General features: G+C 60.7%; 8 protein-coding genes and 3 pseudogenes. 7 read left to right on the top strand and 4 right to left on the bottom strand.

The window, feature by feature from the left end:
* Positions 1-157 precede the first annotated feature (157 nt).
* Entirely contained in the window at positions 158-1,741 is a 1,584-nt protein-coding gene (locus tag LJU32_08625) for a peptide chain release factor 3 (protein ID WKV90248.1), read from the bottom strand.
* 354 nt (positions 1,742-2,095) lie between these two features.
* Here LJU32_08625 and LJU32_08620 point away from each other — a divergent pair, with 354 nt between their 5' ends.
* The 5 genes and pseudogenes from LJU32_08620 (at position 2,096) to LJU32_08600 (ending at position 7,320) form a co-directional block, all read left to right on the top strand.
* Complete coding sequence (locus LJU32_08620; GenBank protein WKV91067.1) at positions 2,096-2,785, top strand: ABC transporter permease; 690 nt, start codon at positions 2,096-2,098, stop codon at positions 2,783-2,785.
* A gap of 20 nt (positions 2,786-2,805) precedes the next feature.
* A pseudogene (locus LJU32_08615) lies at positions 2,806-3,698 on the top strand (glycine betaine ABC transporter substrate-binding protein).
* Between the two features lie 13 nt (positions 3,699-3,711).
* Positions 3,712-4,365: an ABC transporter permease gene (locus LJU32_08610; protein WKV90247.1), complete on the top strand. Its 654-nt coding sequence runs from the start codon at positions 3,712-3,714 to the stop codon at positions 4,363-4,365.
* Positions 4,362-5,519, top strand: coding sequence for an ABC transporter ATP-binding protein (locus LJU32_08605; GenBank protein ID WKV90246.1), 1,158 nt, complete (start codon positions 4,362-4,364; stop codon positions 5,517-5,519). Before LJU32_08610 ends, LJU32_08605 begins: the two co-directional genes overlap by 4 nt.
* 637 nt (positions 5,520-6,156) lie before the next feature.
* Entirely contained in the window at positions 6,157-7,320 is a 1,164-nt protein-coding gene (locus LJU32_08600; protein WKV90245.1) for a type III PLP-dependent enzyme, read from the top strand.
* Between the two features lie 186 nt (positions 7,321-7,506).
* Here LJU32_08600 and LJU32_08595 read toward each other — a convergent pair whose 3' ends face one another.
* Together LJU32_08595 and LJU32_08590 are read right to left on the bottom strand one after the other, a co-directional pair.
* Positions 7,507-8,265 carry a sel1 repeat family protein gene (locus LJU32_08595; protein ID WKV90244.1) on the bottom strand — a complete coding sequence of 253 codons (759 nt, stop codon included), beginning with the start codon at positions 8,263-8,265 and terminating at the stop codon, positions 7,507-7,509.
* Complete coding sequence (locus LJU32_08590) at positions 8,262-8,942, bottom strand: Fe2+-dependent dioxygenase (protein ID WKV90243.1); 681 nt, start codon at positions 8,940-8,942, stop codon at positions 8,262-8,264. The genes LJU32_08595 and LJU32_08590 overlap by 4 nt, the downstream gene beginning before the upstream one ends.
* Positions 8,943-9,148: 206 nt before the next feature.
* Here LJU32_08590 and LJU32_08585 point away from each other — a divergent pair.
* Both LJU32_08585 and LJU32_08580 read left to right on the top strand, forming a co-directional pair.
* Positions 9,149-11,463 (top strand): annotated as a pseudogene (locus LJU32_08585) (TonB-dependent siderophore receptor).
* A gap of 236 nt (positions 11,464-11,699) precedes the next feature.
* Positions 11,700-14,227 (top strand): annotated as a pseudogene (locus tag LJU32_08580) (sulfite reductase flavoprotein subunit alpha).
* 119 nt (positions 14,228-14,346) lie between these two features.
* Here the strand turns inward: LJU32_08580 and LJU32_08575 are convergent.
* A complete protein-coding gene (locus LJU32_08575) occupies positions 14,347-15,888 on the bottom strand; it encodes an alkaline phosphatase D family protein (GenBank protein WKV90242.1) in 1,542 nt (513 codons plus the stop codon).
* Positions 15,889-16,076 lie beyond the last annotated feature (188 nt).

The following is a 16,076-nucleotide window of genomic DNA, read 5'->3' as shown; positions in this document are numbered from 1 at the left end:
GGGCGAAACCGCCAGCTGCAGCACAGCAAAAAACGGATATTCACCCAAATCAACCAACGCCTGGTCGGCCCAAAGGCCGCCAAGACCAAAACCGGCAGCCCATAAAAAAGCCCCCAAGGTCTACACCTCAAGGGCTTTCAGAACAACAACTCAAAACTTAGTGATGCTCCCGCGTCGCGCGGAATTTCACGTCCGGCCAGCGCTCTTCCATCAACGCCAGATTCACCCGCGTCGGCGCCAGATAGGTCAGATGCCCACCGCCATCCAGCGCAAGGTTCTCCACCGCCTTGTTGGAAAACTCCTCAAGCTTCTTCTTGTCGTCGCACTCGATCCAGCGCGCCGAATACACGGTGATCGGCTCATACGAGCACTCGACCTTGTATTCCTCTTTCAAACGGCTGGCGACCACATCGAACTGCAGCACACCGACGGCGCCAAGAATGATGTCGTTGCTGCGCTCGAGGAAGAACACCTGCGTCGCGCCCTCTTCCGCCAACTGCTGCAGGCCCTGACGCAGCTGCTTGGATTTCAGCGGATCACGCAGACGCACGCGACGGAACAGTTCCGGGGCGAAGTGCGGAATACCGGTGAAACCGAGGACTTCGCCTTCGCTGAAGGTGTCGCCGATCTGGATCGTGCCATGGTTGTGCAGACCGATGATGTCGCCGGCGTACGCCTCTTCCAGCTGTTCACGCTCGGAGGAGAAGAACGTCAGCGCATCGCCGATGCGCACGTCCTTGCCGGTACGCACGTGGCGCATCTTCATGCCTTTTTCGTACTTGCCCGAGCAGATACGCATGAAGGCGATGCGGTCGCGGTGTTTCGGGTCCATGTTCGCCTGGATTTTGAAGATGAAGCCCGAGAACTTCTCTTCCACCGGCTCGACGGTGCGCTCGTTGGCCACACGGGCCAGCGGACGCGGCGCCCAATCGACGACAGCATCGAGCACGTGGTCGACACCAAAATTGCCCAGCGCCGTACCGAAGAACACCGGGGTCAGTTGACCGTCGAGGAATTCCTGCTGGTTGAATTCGTGGCAGGCGCCCTGTACCAGTTCCAGCTGCTCGATGAAACGATCGTACTCGTCGCCCAAGTGCGCACGCGCCTCGTCGGAGTCGAGTTTCTCGATGATCTTGGTTTCGGTGCGCTCGTGACCGTGACCGGCGGTGTAGACGATGATGTAGTCGTCGGCCAGGTGATACACGCCCTTGAAGTCGCGGTAGCAACCGATCGGCCAGGTGATCGGCGCAGCCTTGATTTTCAGAACGGCTTCGATTTCGTCGAGCAGTTCGATCGGGTCGCGAATGTCACGGTCGAGTTTGTTGATGAAGCTGACGATCGGCGTGTCACGCAGACGGCAGACGTCCATCAGCGCAATGGTCCGTGGCTCTACACCCTTACCGCCGTCGAGCACCATCAGCGCCGAGTCCACCGCCGTCAGGGTGCGGTAGGTATCTTCGGAGAAGTCTTCGTGGCCCGGGGTGTCGAGCAGGTTGATCATGTGTTCGCGATAGGGGAACTGCATGACCGACGTGGTAATGGAAATACCCCGCTGCTTCTCCATCTCCATCCAGTCGGAAGTGGCATGGCGATCAGATTTACGGGATTTCACCGTACCGGCCACTGCAATCGCCTTGCCCATCAACAGGAGCTTTTCGGTGATCGTGGTTTTACCGGCATCGGGGTGGGAAATAATGGCGAAAGTGCGGCGTTTCGCGACTTCGGCGGCCTGTTGGGTCATGGGAAATCGCCTGGCGGTGATTCAAAAAGGGCCGCGATTATAGCCCAACTCAGGACAATAACCGAACCGTTGAGCACATTAAGGGTGGCCAAATGCTGCCTCAGATGGGAACCTTTTAAAGCATGGAGACGTCCATCCCCTGTTACGAATCTTCGTCAGGGGCTGAAAAATCAGCAAGTTAGCCTGACGAGGCTGCGCTCATGGCTCGCTTTCGCACCGCTTGGCCGGTGCTGGAAAACGGCTACTTTTCGCGAACGCTGACTCCGGCAGCCAGGAATGGCTTGCCACGCGGAGCAGCGCTCGCCGACTACAAAAAGGAGTCCGCCTGTGGCTATCCGCTATGGCAAAGGGCTGATGGGAGGTGCGGTGGTGATCGCGCTCCTGGCCCTGCTGGTCCACTGGATCGGCATCAACACGATCGAACACTACCGCGACGATTTGTTGTTTTACCTGCAAGCTCATCTGATTCTCGTCCTCGCTTCCATGCTGGCCGCCCTTGTCGTGGGCATCCCCGCCGGTATCTTCCTCAGCCGCCCGAGCATGGTCGGCCGCGCCGAACGCTTCATGCAGATCTTCAATATCGGCAACACCGTGCCACCGCTGGCCGTGCTCGCGATTGCGCTGGGCATCCTCGGCATCGGCAGCGGCCCGGCGATCTTCGCGCTGTTCCTCGCCTCGCTGTTGCCGATCGTGCGCAACACCTATGAAGGCCTGAAAAATGTCCAGGGCTCGCTGAAGGAAGCCGCTGTCGGCATCGGCATGACCCCGCGCCAGGTGCTGTGGAAAGTCGAATTGCCCAATGCCGTGCCGATCATCGTCGGTGGCGTGCGTGTCGCGCTGGCAATCAACGTCGGCACCGCGCCGCTGGCCTTCCTGATCGGCGCCAACAGCCTCGGCAGCCTGATCTTCCCCGGCATCGCCCTGAACAATCAGCCGCAACTGCTGCTCGGCGCTGCGTGCACCGCGCTGTTGGCGCTGCTGCTCGATGGCGTGGTCACCCTCGCCAGCCGTCTCTGGCTGGAACGCGGTCTGCGCCCGTCTTAAGGCTTTGCGAAGGAATATTTATGAAACGACTTAGCTTGATCTTAGGCTGCGTCCTGCTGTTCGCAGGAATCGCGCAAGCCGCTGAAAAACCGGTCATCCGCCTCGGCGCGCGGGTCTTCACAGAGCAGACCCTGCTCGCCGAAATCACCGCGCAATACCTGCGCAGCAAAGGCTACGACGCACAGATCACCGGCGGCCTGGGCAGCAACCTCGCGCGCAGCGCCCACGAAAGCGGCCAGTTGGACCTGCTCTGGGAATACACCGGCGTGTCGCTGGTGGCCTATAACCATGTCACCGAGAAACTTGACAGCGCGCAGTCCTACGCCCGGGTCAAAGAACTCGACGCGAAAAAAGGCCTGGTCTGGCTGACGCCGTCGAAATTCAGCAACACCTATGCCCTTGCCCTGCCGAAAAAGTCGCCGAGCAATACCCGCAGATCGGCAACATCAGCCAGCTCAACGAAGTGCTGCGCGCCGAGGCCAAGACCAACCATCTGGTGGCTTTGGACACCGAGTTCGCCAACCGCTCCGACGGCCTCGACGGCATGGTCAAGCTCTACGACATGAACCTGACCCGCAAGAACATCCGGCAGATGGACGCCGGCCTGGTTTACACCGCACTGCGCAACGGCCAGGTGTTTGCCGGTCTGGTCTACACCACCGACGGCCGCCTCAACGCCTTCGGCCTGAAATTGCTGGAAGACGACAAGCATTACTTCCCCGACTACACCGCAGCTCCGGTGGTGCGTCAGGCCACACTGGACGCCAACCCGAAACTGGCCGAACAACTCAAGCCGCTGGCCGAACTGTTCGACGACGAAACCATGCGCCAGCTCAACGCGCGGGTGGACGTCGACCACGAGAGCCCATCGTCCGTTGCCGCCGATTTCCTGCGCCAGCATCCATTGAATTAAGAGAGGAGAAGTCATGGAATTTCTGAACGCCTTTTCCCATCTCGACTGGCAGCAGGTGATGCACCTGACCTGGCAGCACATCACTCTGGTCGGCATCGCCGTAACGCTGGCGATCGTCATCGGCGTGCCGCTGGGCATTCTGATGACGCGTTTCCCCACCCTCGCCGGCCCGTTGCAGGCCAGCGCCACGGTGCTGCTGACCGTGCCGTCGATCGCCCTGTTCGGCCTGCTGCTGCCGTTCTACTCCAAGTTCGGCCAAGGCCTCGGGCCGCTGCCGGCGATCACTGCCGTGTTCCTTTATTCGTTGCTGCCGATCATGCGCAACACCTACCTCGCCCTCACCGGCGTCGAGCCGGGCATCCGCGAAGCCGCGCGCGGCATCGGCATGACCTTCGGCCAGCGCCTGCGCATGGTCGAACTGCCGATTGCGGTGCCGGTGATCCTCGCTGGCGTGCGCACCGCGGTGGTGATGAACATCGGCGTCATGACCATTGCCGCAACCATCGGCGCCGGCGGCCTCGGTGTGTTGATCCTTGCCTCCATCAGCCGCAGTGACATGTCGATGCTTATCGTCGGCGCACTGCTGGTCAGTCTTCTGGCGATTTTCGCCGACCTCGTTTTGCAGTGGCTGCAACGCTCGCTGACTCCAAAAGGACTCCTCAAATGATCGAACTTCAAAACCTCAGCAAAACCTTCCAAAGCAACGGCAAAGATGTCAAAGCCGTGGACTCGGTAAGCCTGACCGTCAATGAAGGCGAGATCTGCGTGTTCCTCGGGCCATCGGGTTGCGGCAAAAGCACCACGTTGAAAATGATCAACCGCCTGATCAAACCGACCTCGGGCAAGATCCTCATCAACGGCGAAGACACCACCGATCTCGACGAAGTAACCCTGCGCCGCAACATCGGCTACGTGATCCAGCAGATCGGTCTGTTCCCGAACATGACCATCGAAGAGAACATCGTCGTGGTGCCGAAACTGCTCGGCTGGGACAAACAGAAATGCCACGACCGTGCCCGCGAACTGATGAGCATGATCAAGCTCGAGCCCAAGCAGTATCTGCATCGCTACCCGCGGGAATTGTCCGGTGGTCAGCAACAGCGTATCGGCGTGATTCGTGCGCTTGCGGCTGACGCCCCACTGCTGTTGATGGACGAGCCGTTCGGCGCGGTCGACCCGATCAACCGCGAGATGATCCAGAACGAATTCTTCGAGATGCAGCGCGCGCTGAACAAGACCGTGATCATGGTCAGCCACGACATCGACGAAGCGATCAAACTGGGCGACAAGATCGCCATTTTCCGCGCCGGCAAGCTGCTGCAGATCGACCACCCGGACACCCTGCTCGCGCATCCGGCGGATGACTTCGTCAGCAACTTCGTCGGCCAGGACAGCACCCTCAAGCGTCTGCTGTTGGTGAAGGCCGAAGACGCGGCGGACAACGCGCCGTCAGTGAGCCCGGAAACCCCGGTGGCCGATGCGCTGGAATTGATGGACGAGCACGACCGTCGCTACGTCGTGGTCACCTGCGCCGAGAACAAGGCGCTGGGTTACGTGCGCCGTCGCGACCTGCATCGCCAGACCGGCACCTGCGCGCAATTCCTGCGTGAGTTCAACGCCACCGCAGCGTACGACGAGCACCTGCGCATCCTGCTGTCGCGCATGTACGAGTTCAACCGCGCCTGGCTGCCGGTGATGGATGCCGAACGGGTGTTCCTCGGCGAGGTAACGCAGGAGTCGATTGCGGCGTACCTGAGTTCGGGCCGTTCGCGGGGGATGAAGACCAGTATCGTCTCGCCGGCTGAGGCGGTCGTCGCCTAAAAATACAGGCCCTGTGGGAGCGAGCTTGCTCGCGAAAGCGCAATATCAGTCAACAACGATGTCGACTGTGAAAATGCCTTCGCGAGCAAGCTCGCTCCCACAGGATCCGAGTGATTTTTTCTTCACTCATCAGGCGGAAAAGAATCTCAACATATGATATTCAGAGAGCGTCTGAGAAACTCCGTCTCAAACAGCCAAAATCCCCCTACCGCCCACCTCTCGACGCCAACGTCGCCGATGTTGCCGCCATCACACTTACCTGCGATCTAGCTGACAAAAGCCACGAACGTGCAGATATGTTTAACACTCGAAAATTCGCCGGGAACATCTCCCCGTCATCTCGGTCGGGTAGAAGGAGTGATGAACGCGACGCACGTCAGAACCGTGCAAAAACGCGACATTTTTAGTTGATCTCGCGCCCCTCACGCCCTAAAGTTCGCGCCGAACGTCCATGCTGGAAACGATCCATCCGGCTCAAGTACTGACGACGAGACAGCAAGGCCAAGGGATAGCTGCACATCTCTGGGCCTTTTTGCTTTCGGCGACATGCCTTGGGAAGTAGGCGAACCAAAGTGGGGATACGGAGGGCGTTCATGCACCCATTGTTTTTACGAGTTTGCCCATAGGAGCACCCAGCATGTCGATCCAGGTCGAAGACTATTTCGCGCGCGCTACATTCGACAAAATGAAGGCGTTCGCCGACAAACAGGAAACCCCGTTCGTGGTGATCGACACCGCGATGATCGCCCAGGCCTACGATGACCTGCGCGCCGGTTTCGAATTCGCCAAGGTCTACTACGCGGTCAAGGCCAACCCGGCCGTCGAGATCATCGACCTGCTCAAAGACAAGGGCTCGAGCTTCGACATTGCTTCGATCTACGAGCTGGACAAAGTGATGGATCGCGGCGTCAGCCCGGACCGTATCAGCTACGGCAACACCATCAAGAAATCCAAGGACATCCGCTACTTCTACGAGAAGGGCGTGCGTCTGTTCTCCACCGACTCCGAAGCCGACCTGCGCAACATCGCCAAGGCTGCACCGGGTTCGAAAGTCTATGTGCGCATTCTCACTGAAGGCTCGACCACGGCTGACTGGCCACTGTCGCGCAAGTTCGGCTGCCAGACCGACATGGCCATGGACCTGCTGATTCTCGCTCGCGACCTCGGCCTGGTGCCGTACGGCATCTCGTTCCACGTCGGCTCGCAACAACGCGACATCAGCGTTTGGGACGCGGCGATCGCCAAGGTCAAAGTGATCTTCGAACGCCTGAAAGAAGAAGACGGCATTCACCTCAAGCTGATCAACATGGGCGGCGGCTTTCCGGCCAACTACATCACCCGCACCAACAGCCTGGAAACCTACGCCGAAGAAATCATTCGCTTCCTGAAGGAAGACTTCGGTGATGACCTGCCGGAAATCATCCTCGAGCCGGGCCGTTCGCTGATTGCCAACGCCGGTATTCTGGTCAGCGAAGTGGTACTGGTTGCACGCAAGTCGCGCACCGCCGTCGAGCGTTGGGTGTATACCGATGTGGGCAAGTTCTCCGGCCTGATCGAAACCATGGACGAAGCGATCAAGTTCCCGATCTGGACCGAGAAGAAAGGCGAGATGGAAGAAGTGGTGATCGCCGGCCCGACCTGCGACAGCGCCGACATCATGTACGAGAACTACAAGTACGGCCTGCCGCTGAACCTGGCGATTGGTGATCGCCTGTACTGGCTGTCGACCGGTGCGTATACCACCAGTTACAGCGCGGTCGAGTTCAATGGCTTCCCGCCGCTGAAGTCGTTTTACGTTTAAGGAGCAGCTGCAAGTTTTGAGCTGCAAGCTGCAAGTGAAAAGCCCATGACGTGTCATGGGCTTTTTTGTGATCCATGAATAACTGGAGATCCCTTGTGGGAGCGAGCCTGCTCGCGAAAGCGGTGAGTCAGTACAGATGTGGGTGACTGACACGACGACTTCGCGAGCAGGCTCGCTTCCACAGGGTTATGCGGTGCGGGTCAGTTCATCTGCACGCCGCTGGTATCGAGTTGCCAAAGCCTGAATCCGCAAATCTGTCGCATCAGCCAGCGTCTGGCTCGCCACCCGCAGGAAATTCAGATTGCCGGCGGCCAAGGCTTTCTCCAGCCACTCGACCGCTTCATCAACCCGCCCCTCAGCCGCCAACACCGCCGCATGACTGAACTGCCCACGAAAATCCCCTGCCTCGGCCGAACGCCGATACCACTCAAGCGCCGCCAGCGGATCCGCCGGACACACCTGCCCTTCCTCCAGATAACGCCCCAGCAGATTCATCGATTTCCCATGGCCCAACTCAGCCGCGCGTCGGTACAACGCCAGCGCTTGCTGATGATCTACCGTCACCCCGCGCCCGGTCGCCTGCAGGTTGGCTAGGTTGTACATCGCCCAGTCCAGCCCCGCCTCGGCGGCGATTCGATAATGCTGCGCTGCCATCGAGGCATCCGCCGCACAGCCCCAACCATGCTCATGACAACGCCCGAGCATGTTGCGCGCCATCAGGTGCCCGCGACCGGCGGCGATGCCGAACCAGCGCAACGCCAGCGGTTGATCCTGCGCGATGCCCTGCCCGTCCAGCAGGATCTGCCCAAGCAACGCCTGCGCTTCAACCTCGCCCTCGCCCGCCGCCAGCAAGATCGCCTGCGCAGCGCGGGCGGGACTTTCTTCAAGCATTACCGCCAACCCGGCGGCGTCGAGAACTTCCTCGCGACGCAACTGAAAACTCATACCTCGACCCAGCGGCGCAGCAAGTTGTGATAAGTGCCGGTGAGGCGGATCAGCGAAGGGTGGTCGGGAACATCATGCGTGAGTTGCTGAATCGCCCCGTCCATTTCGAACAGCAGCGCACGCTGGCTGTCTTCGCGCACCAGACTTTGCGTCCAGAAAAACGACGCATAACGCGCGCCACGGGTGACGGCGTTGACCTTGTGCAAACTGGTGCCCGGATACAACACCATGTCGCCGGCCGGCAGCTTCACGCGCTGGGTGCCGTAGGTGTCCTGAATCTCCAGTTCGCCGCCGTCGTAATCTTCCGGCTCGCTGAAAAACAGCGTCGCCGACAAATCGGTGCGCACCCGCTCGATGCTGCCCTTGGGCTGGCGCACGGCATTGTCGATGTGAAAGTCGAAACTGCCGCCGGCCGTGTAGCAGTTCACCAACGGTGGAAAGACTTTGTGCGGCAATGCGGCGGACATGAACAGCGGATTCTTCCACAGCCGCTCGAGCATCGCCGCGCCAATTTCCTTGGCCAGCGGGTGGCCTTCGGGCAGTTGCAGATTGTGCTTGGCCTTGGCCGACTGGAAGCCGGCGGTGATCTTGCCGTCGGCCCAATCCGCTTGCTCCAGGGCCTGGCGGATGCGCTGCACTTCGTCTTTTGCGAACAGCCCGGGAATGTGCAGCAGCATGGCGATGTCACCTGATGGCAAGAAGGCGGCAATGGTATTGATTCTTATTGACCGTGTAAAACCCGCGAGACGAACGAACAGGCAAAAACCGTAAGGGCAAATTGTAAAGAATGTAAATTCAATGCGAATAACAATGTTTCGCAATTGATACGAATACCTGTTTACCCTATATTCCGCCGCCTCAAATCCTTGGGGAGGGAATAAAAATGGCACGTCAACACGCACAATTACCGGTCAGTTCACCACGTCTGCTCGCCTCGGCAATCGGTGTCGCGATCACCGCCGGCTCCGCTGGGCAGATGGTCTTCGCAGCGGAAAAACCGACAGCAAAGCTTCCGGCAATGCCATTGCCCTGGACGCCACCGCCATCACCGGCGAAGCCCAGGACTCGACGTCCTACCAGGTCGAAAAAGCCTCCTCGCCCAAGTACACCGCGCCGCTGGTCGACACGCCGCGCTCGGTCACTGTCATCCCGCAACAAGTGCTCAAGGACACCGGCGCGCTGAACATGCAGGACGCCTTGCGTACCGTGCCGGGCATCACTTTCGGCGCCGGTGAAGGCGGCAACCCGCAGGGCGATCGTCCGTTCATTCGCGGCTTCGACGCCCAGGGCGACACCTATCTGGACGGCGTGCGCGACACCGGTTCGCAGAGCCGCGAAATCTTCGCCGTGGAAAACATCGAAGTCAGCAAAGGTCCGAACTCGGCGATTGGCGGTCGTGGCGCCGCCGGCGGCAGCATCAATCTGGTGAGCAAGAAAGCTCATCTGGGCAACTCGTTCGACGGCGGCTTCACCTACGGCTCCGACCAGACCCAGCGCTATACCCTCGACGGCAACTACCAGTTCAGCGACAGCGCTGCCGGCCGTCTCAACCTGATGAGCCACGAGAGCAACGTCGCCGGTCGCGACAAGGTCGATTACGACCGCTGGGGCATCGCGCCGTCGCTGGCCTTCGGCCTGGGCACCGATACCCGCGTAAACCTCGACTACTACCATCTGGAAAGCAACGACACCCCGGACTCGGGCATCCCGTACACCATTCCCACCGGTGGATCGGCCGCGCGCACCAAGTCCAACCCGGACAAGCCGTACGCCGGTGGCGATCACGACAATTTCTATGGTCTGGATCGCGACTTCCGCAAGGGCCGCACCGACACCGCGACCTTTGCCATCGAGCACGACCTCAATGATGCGCTGACCATCAAGAACACCCTGCGCCACGGCGCCAGCATGCAGGATTACATCCTGACCCAGCCGGACGACAGCAAGGGTAACGTCAACAACGGCAGCGTCTGGCGCCGGGCCAACACGCGGGTGAGCAACACCGAAACCACCACCAACCAGACCGATCTGTTCGGCACCTTTTACGTGGCCGGTTTCAAGAACAGCTTCTCCACCGGGGTTGAGTACACCCGCGAGCAGAGCGAGAAATCCTCGTACAACGTCAACACCGACACCACGCCGCGCACCAGCGCTGTCACTACCAACTGCAACCCGGGCCTGATCGGCGCGGCCAGCGGTTACAACTGCACCTCGCTGTCTAACCCGAATCCAAACGACCCGTGGAACGGCGCGATCTCGCGCAACTACGCCGGCACCGACACCCAGGCCGACACCTACGCGCTGTACGTGTTCGACACGCTGGAGTTATCCGAGCAATGGCTGGTGAACATGGGCCTGCGCTACGACCATTTCGACACCGCCTACAAGACCTACAACGCCGCCGGTACCACCACCTCCAAGGGTGATGACACCAGCGAATTCGTCACCGGCCAGTTCGGCGTGGTCTACAAGCCGGCGGAAAACGGCAGCATCTACGCCTCCTATGCAACCTCGGCGACGCCGCCGGGCAACACCCTGGGCGAAGGCCAGGAAGGCAACCCGCTGGGCGGCACACCGGATCGCAGCGGCAACCTGCTGAGAAGCGACATGGAGCCGGAAACCACCAAGAACTATGAGATCGGCACCAAGTGGGATCTGCTCAACGATCGCCTGTCGCTGACCGCCGACATCTTCCGCACCGAGAAGGAAAACGCTCGCGTGCAGGTCGACACAAGTTCCTACGAGAACGCCGGCAAGACCCGCGTTCAAGGCTTCGAACTGTCGGCCAGCGGCAAGATCACCGACAAGTGGCAGGTGTTCGCCGGTTACGCCTTCATGGACAGCGAACAGGTTGATGGTGGCCCGCTGGGTCGCGCCAACGACGGCAACGATCTGCCGAACACACCGAAAAACAGCGCCAGCCTGTGGACCACGTATCAGGTCACGCCGAAGCTGACGATCGGTGGTGGCGCGTTCTACGTCGACGACGTCTACGGCAGTGTGGCGAACACGACGATGGTCGATTCGTACGTGCGTTACGACGCGATGGCGGCCTACAAGCTGACCAAGAACGTCGACCTGCAACTCAACGTGCAGAACCTGACCGACGAAACCTATTACGACAAAGCCTTCTCGACCCACTTCGCCAACCAGGCGGCGGGCCGCACGGCGCTGTTGAGTACCAATTTCCACTTCTGACCGATGTGAGAACCTGTGGGAGCGAGCTTGCTCGCGAAAGCGGTGGCTCAGTGAAGTCGATGCTGACTGACACGACGCCTTCGCGAGCAAGCTCGCTCCCACATGAGATCTGCGAAACGGATCAGGCCCCGTTCATTCAGTTGAACGGGGCTTTTGTGTGTTACGCAAAACGCTTCTTGATAACCCACGGCATAATGCGCGCCGTGATGACAATTTCCGAACGGACGGCGAGTGACGTGTTGAAGAAAACCCTGTTCCAGTTGCACTGGTTTTTGGCATCACCGCAGGGCTGGTGCTGGCCCTGATGGGCATCACCGGCGCGGCCTATTCGTTTCAGGACGAGATCCTGCGCGCGCTGAATCCGTCCGTTCTGCAGGTGGAAAAACAGGTCGCCGGCGTGCTGCCGCCAGTTGAACTGGTGGAACGCATCGAAGCCGCGTCCGGCAAGAAAGTCGCGATGCTCTGGGTCGAGACCGACAGCGGTCACGCCGCACGCGTTTACTTCACCCCACCCAAAGGCGAACGGCGTGGCGAAATGCGCTACTTCGACCCATACACCGCCGAGTTCAAGGGCGACGCCACCGGCCAGGACTTCTTCGGCCTGATGCTGCAACTGCACCGCTTCCTCGCCATGGGCGATACCGGGCGCAATATCACCGGCGCCTGCACCTTGATGCTGTTGTTCTTCTGTCTCTCTGGCCTCTATCTGCGCTGGCCGCGCCAGTGGAACAGCTGGCGCGTGTGGTTGACCCTGGACTGGAAAAAGAAGGGCCGCGCGCTCATTTGGGATCTGCACTCGGTGGCCGGTACTTGGTGTTTGCTGGTGTATCTGCTGCTGGCGTTGACCGGGTTGTCATGGTCGTACGAGTGGTACAACAAAGGCCTGACCCGCCTGCTTTCCGACGCGCCGCAAAACGAACGCGTGCGCGGCGGGCGCGGCCCGGCGCCGGAAGGCCCGGCACCGACCGCCGACTACGCGGCGATGTGGAGCAGCATCTACAGCGCCGCCGGCCCGGGTCTGGCCGCGTACAACATCCGCATGCCAGCAGTGGCCGGCCAACCGGCAACCGTGTTCTACCTGCTCGACAGCTCGCCGCATGATCGCGCGCTGAACCAGATCACCCTCGACCCGGCCACCGGCGTAGTCAAACGCGTCGACCGCTATGCCGACAAAAGCTTCAAGGCACAATTGCTGACCAGCATTTATGCGCTGCACGTGGGCAGCTACTTCGGCCTCGTCGGGCGCATCATCGTGACGATTGCGGCGGTGTGCATGCCGCTGTTTTTCATCACCGGGTGGCTGCTGTATCTGGATCGTCGGCGCAAGAAAAAGCAGATCAAGGATGCCCGCCAAGGTCTCGCACAACCGTCCGCCGATGCTTCGGCATGGCTGATCGGTTTCGCCAGCCAGAGCGGATTCGCCGAGCAACTGGCGTGGCAGACCGCCGGGCAATTGCAGGCCGCCGGGCTGCCGGTCAACGTGCAGCCACTGGGCAATCTCAGCGAACAGGATCTGCGTGATTCGAACAACGCGTTGTTCGTGGTCAGCACCTTCGGCGACGGCGAAGCGCCGGACAGCGCCCGTGGTTTCGAGCGCAAAGTGCTGGCCAAGGCCTCGACACTCGACAGCCTCAACTACGCCGTGCTCGGCCTCGGCGATCGGCAGTACGCGCACTTCTGCGGCTTCGCCAAGCGCCTGCATCAATGGCTCGGCGAACACGGCGGCAAGACGTTGTTCGCCCCGGTGGAAGTCGACAGCGGCGATCCCTACGCGCTGCGTCACTGGCAAACGCAACTCGGCCAACTCACCGGACAGGCGCCGAGCGAAACCTGGCAAGCACCCAGCTACGACAACTGGACACTGGTCCGGCGCGAACTGATGAACCCCGACAGCAGTGGCGCGCCGGTCTACCTGCTCGGCCTCAAAGCCCCGGACACCCGCAGTTGGCTGGCCGGTGACCTGGTCGAAGTGCTGCCACGCAACTGCCCGTGGGCCATCGAACATTTCCTCGACGGCCTCGGCATTCGTGGCGAAACTCAGGTGAAGGTCAACGGCATCGACGAGCCGCTGGAAGTCGCCCTCGCCTCACGGCAATTGCCCGAACACCGCGCACATCTGGTCGGTTTGCATGCGCAGTCGCTGGTCGACGCGATGGTGCCGCTGGCGATGCGCGAATACTCGATCGCCACGATTGCTGCTGACGGCGTGCTGGAACTGATCGTGCGTCAGGAACAGCACAACGACGGCAGCCTCGGCATCGGCTCCGGCTGGCTCACCGAACACGCGCCAGTGGGCGGCAGCATCAGCCTGCGCGTGCGGCGCAACAGTGGTTTCCACCTGCCGAACGAGCCGGTGCCGATGATCCTGCTGGGCAACGGCACTGGCCTGGCCGGCCTGCGCAGCCTGCTCAAGGCACGCATTGCCGATGGTCAGCAACGGCAGTGGCTACTGTTCGGCGAGCGTAACCGCGAACACGATTTCCTCTGCCGCGCCGAGCTTGAGGAATGGCTGGTCAATGGTGATCTGGCGCGGCTGGACCTGGCGTTTTCACGGGATCAGGCTGAAAAGGTTTATGTGCAGGATCGCTTGCGTGAGTCTGCGGATGAATTGAAGAAATGGTTGGCAGATGGTGCTGTCATCTATATCTGCGGCAGCCTTCAGGGGATGGCCTCAGGCGTCGACCAGGCCCTCAACGATATCCTCGGCAGCGCCGAAGTCGAACGCCTGATCGAACAGGGCCGCTATCGCCGGGATGTTTACTGACCCAACACCATCCCCTTGTGGGAGCGAGCCTGCTCGCGAAAGCGATTTAACAGTCAACATTGGTGTTGGCTGTAAGTCCGCTTTCGCGAGCAGGCTCGCTCCCACAGGGGACGCGGTGCTCAAACCGGTTGGAGTTTCTGTTCGAAAACAGCGATGCCATCCAGATCCCGCAACACCACACTCATCTCGCCGCTCCGCCCGTCGATATTCACCTCGCCAAAAAACTGAAATCCGGCAAACGGCGAGGTGTTCTGTGCGGGCGGTGCTTTCTCGAACACCACCTCAGGCCCGAACGTCTTGTCCAACGGATTCGGCCCGAAGCTGCCGGCATTCAGCGGCCCGGCGACGAACTCCCAGAACGGTTCGAAATCCTGAAACGCGGCACGGTCCGGGTGGTAGTGATGCGCCGCGCAGTAATGCACGTCCGCCGTCAGAAACACGAAATTGCGCACCTGCTGCGCACGTAGAAATCCGAGCAATTCGGCAATTTCCAGCTCACGCCCCTGCGCCGGGCCAGGGTCTCCGTTGGCCACGGCTTCCCAACGCGCCACGCCTGGGCTTACCTCGCCGTCCGGGACGCCAAGGCCGATGGGCATGTCGGCGGCGATGACTTTCCACTGCGCCTTCGATGCCTTCAATTCGCGCTTGAGCCAATCCAGTTGCTCACGGCCGAGAAACGGTTTCGCCGCGCCAAGATTGTCGTCATTGGCTTCGCGATAGCTGCGCATATCCAGCACAAATACGTCGAGCATCGGCCCGTAGCTGAGCTTGCGATAAATGCGCCCGCCGCCGTCCGCCGCTTGCAAACGCATCGGCGCGTATTCCAGCCACGCCTGCCGGGCGCGACCGACCAGCTTGTGGATATCTTTCTCCTGATAGCGCTCATCCAGTTGCTTGCCCGGTGACCAGTTGTTGACCACTTCGTGATCGTCCCACTGCCAGATCTGCGGCACTTCGGCGTTGAAGCGGCGGATGTTTTCGTCCATCAGGTTGTAGCGATAGTTGCCACGATAATCGTCGAGGGTCTGCGCGACTTTGCTCTTGGCTTCAGTGGTGATGTTGCGCCAGATGCGCCCGCTTTCGGTGGTCAGTTGCGCGGGCACCGGGCCGTCGGCATAAATGGTGTCGCCGCTGTGGATAAAGAAGTCCGGCAAGCGCAAGCGCATGGCTTCGTAGATGCGCATCCCGCCGATGTCCGGGTTGATCCCGAAGCCCTGGCCGACGGTGTCACCGCTCCAGACAAAACGGATGTCGCGTTTTGTCGTTGGCACGCTGCGCAAATGGCCGAACCACGGTTCACTGGCGACGCCGCTCTGGGCGTCTTCGAAGTGCACGCGATAGAAAATCGCCTGGTTGGCCGGCAGGCCGTTGAGTTCGACGCGGGCGGTAAAATCGCTGCTCGCATCGGCCAGCGGCGAGACGAATTTGCGCGGGTTGCCGAACAGGCTGCCGGTGTCCCACTCCACCACCATGCGCGCCGGGCGATCGCTGCGGCTCCAGATCATCGCGCGGTCGCCGAGCAGGTCGCCGGACTGCACGCCGTCGGTGAGCTGCGGACGATCCTTGACCGAAGCAATCACCGCCGGCGCCAGCCCCGGCAGCAACAGCCCGGCACCCACCGCTTGCATGACGCGACGCCGGCCGAGATTGAAATCGCTCATGGTGTTCTCCCTGCAAAGGGAAAACTTAAGCATGCCTATATGAACTCGCCATGACACCAGACACCCCGTAGTTCCAATGTGGGAGCAGGCTCGCTTGCTCCCACCATTGATCGCGGTCCGTCTGAGTAACCGCGACTGAATGTGGGAGCGGGCTTGCTCGCGAAGACGTTGTGTCAGGCGACACTTTT

Source organism: Pseudomonas sp. B21_DOA, from assembly GCA_030544685.1.
Taxonomy (GTDB): Bacteria; Pseudomonadota; Gammaproteobacteria; order Pseudomonadales; family Pseudomonadaceae; genus Aquipseudomonas; species Aquipseudomonas fluorescens_AO.
The sequence above is the reverse complement of the archived record's forward strand: the minus strand, read 5'-3'. Positions and strand labels throughout refer to the sequence as shown.

Bases quoted from the DNA above. Each gene is read 5' to 3' on its own strand.
- LJU32_08625 (WKV90248.1), bottom strand. From the start codon at position 1,741: ATGACCCAACAGGCCGCCGAAGTCGCGAAACGCCGCACTTTCGCCATT.
- LJU32_08620 (WKV91067.1), top strand. From the start codon at position 2,096: ATGGGAGGTGCGGTGGTGATCGCGCTCCTGGCCCTGCTGGTCCACTGG.
- LJU32_08610 (WKV90247.1), top strand. From the start codon at position 3,712: ATGGAATTTCTGAACGCCTTTTCCCATCTCGACTGGCAGCAGGTGATG.
- LJU32_08605 (WKV90246.1), top strand. From the start codon at position 4,362: ATGATCGAACTTCAAAACCTCAGCAAAACCTTCCAAAGCAACGGCAAA.
- LJU32_08600 (WKV90245.1), top strand. From the start codon at position 6,157: ATGTCGATCCAGGTCGAAGACTATTTCGCGCGCGCTACATTCGACAAA.
- LJU32_08595 (WKV90244.1), bottom strand. From the start codon at position 8,265: ATGAGTTTTCAGTTGCGTCGCGAGGAAGTTCTCGACGCCGCCGGGTTG.
- LJU32_08590 (WKV90243.1), bottom strand. From the start codon at position 8,942: ATGCTGCTGCACATTCCCGGGCTGTTCGCAAAAGACGAAGTGCAGCGC.
- LJU32_08575 (WKV90242.1), bottom strand. From the start codon at position 15,888: ATGAGCGATTTCAATCTCGGCCGGCGTCGCGTCATGCAAGCGGTGGGT.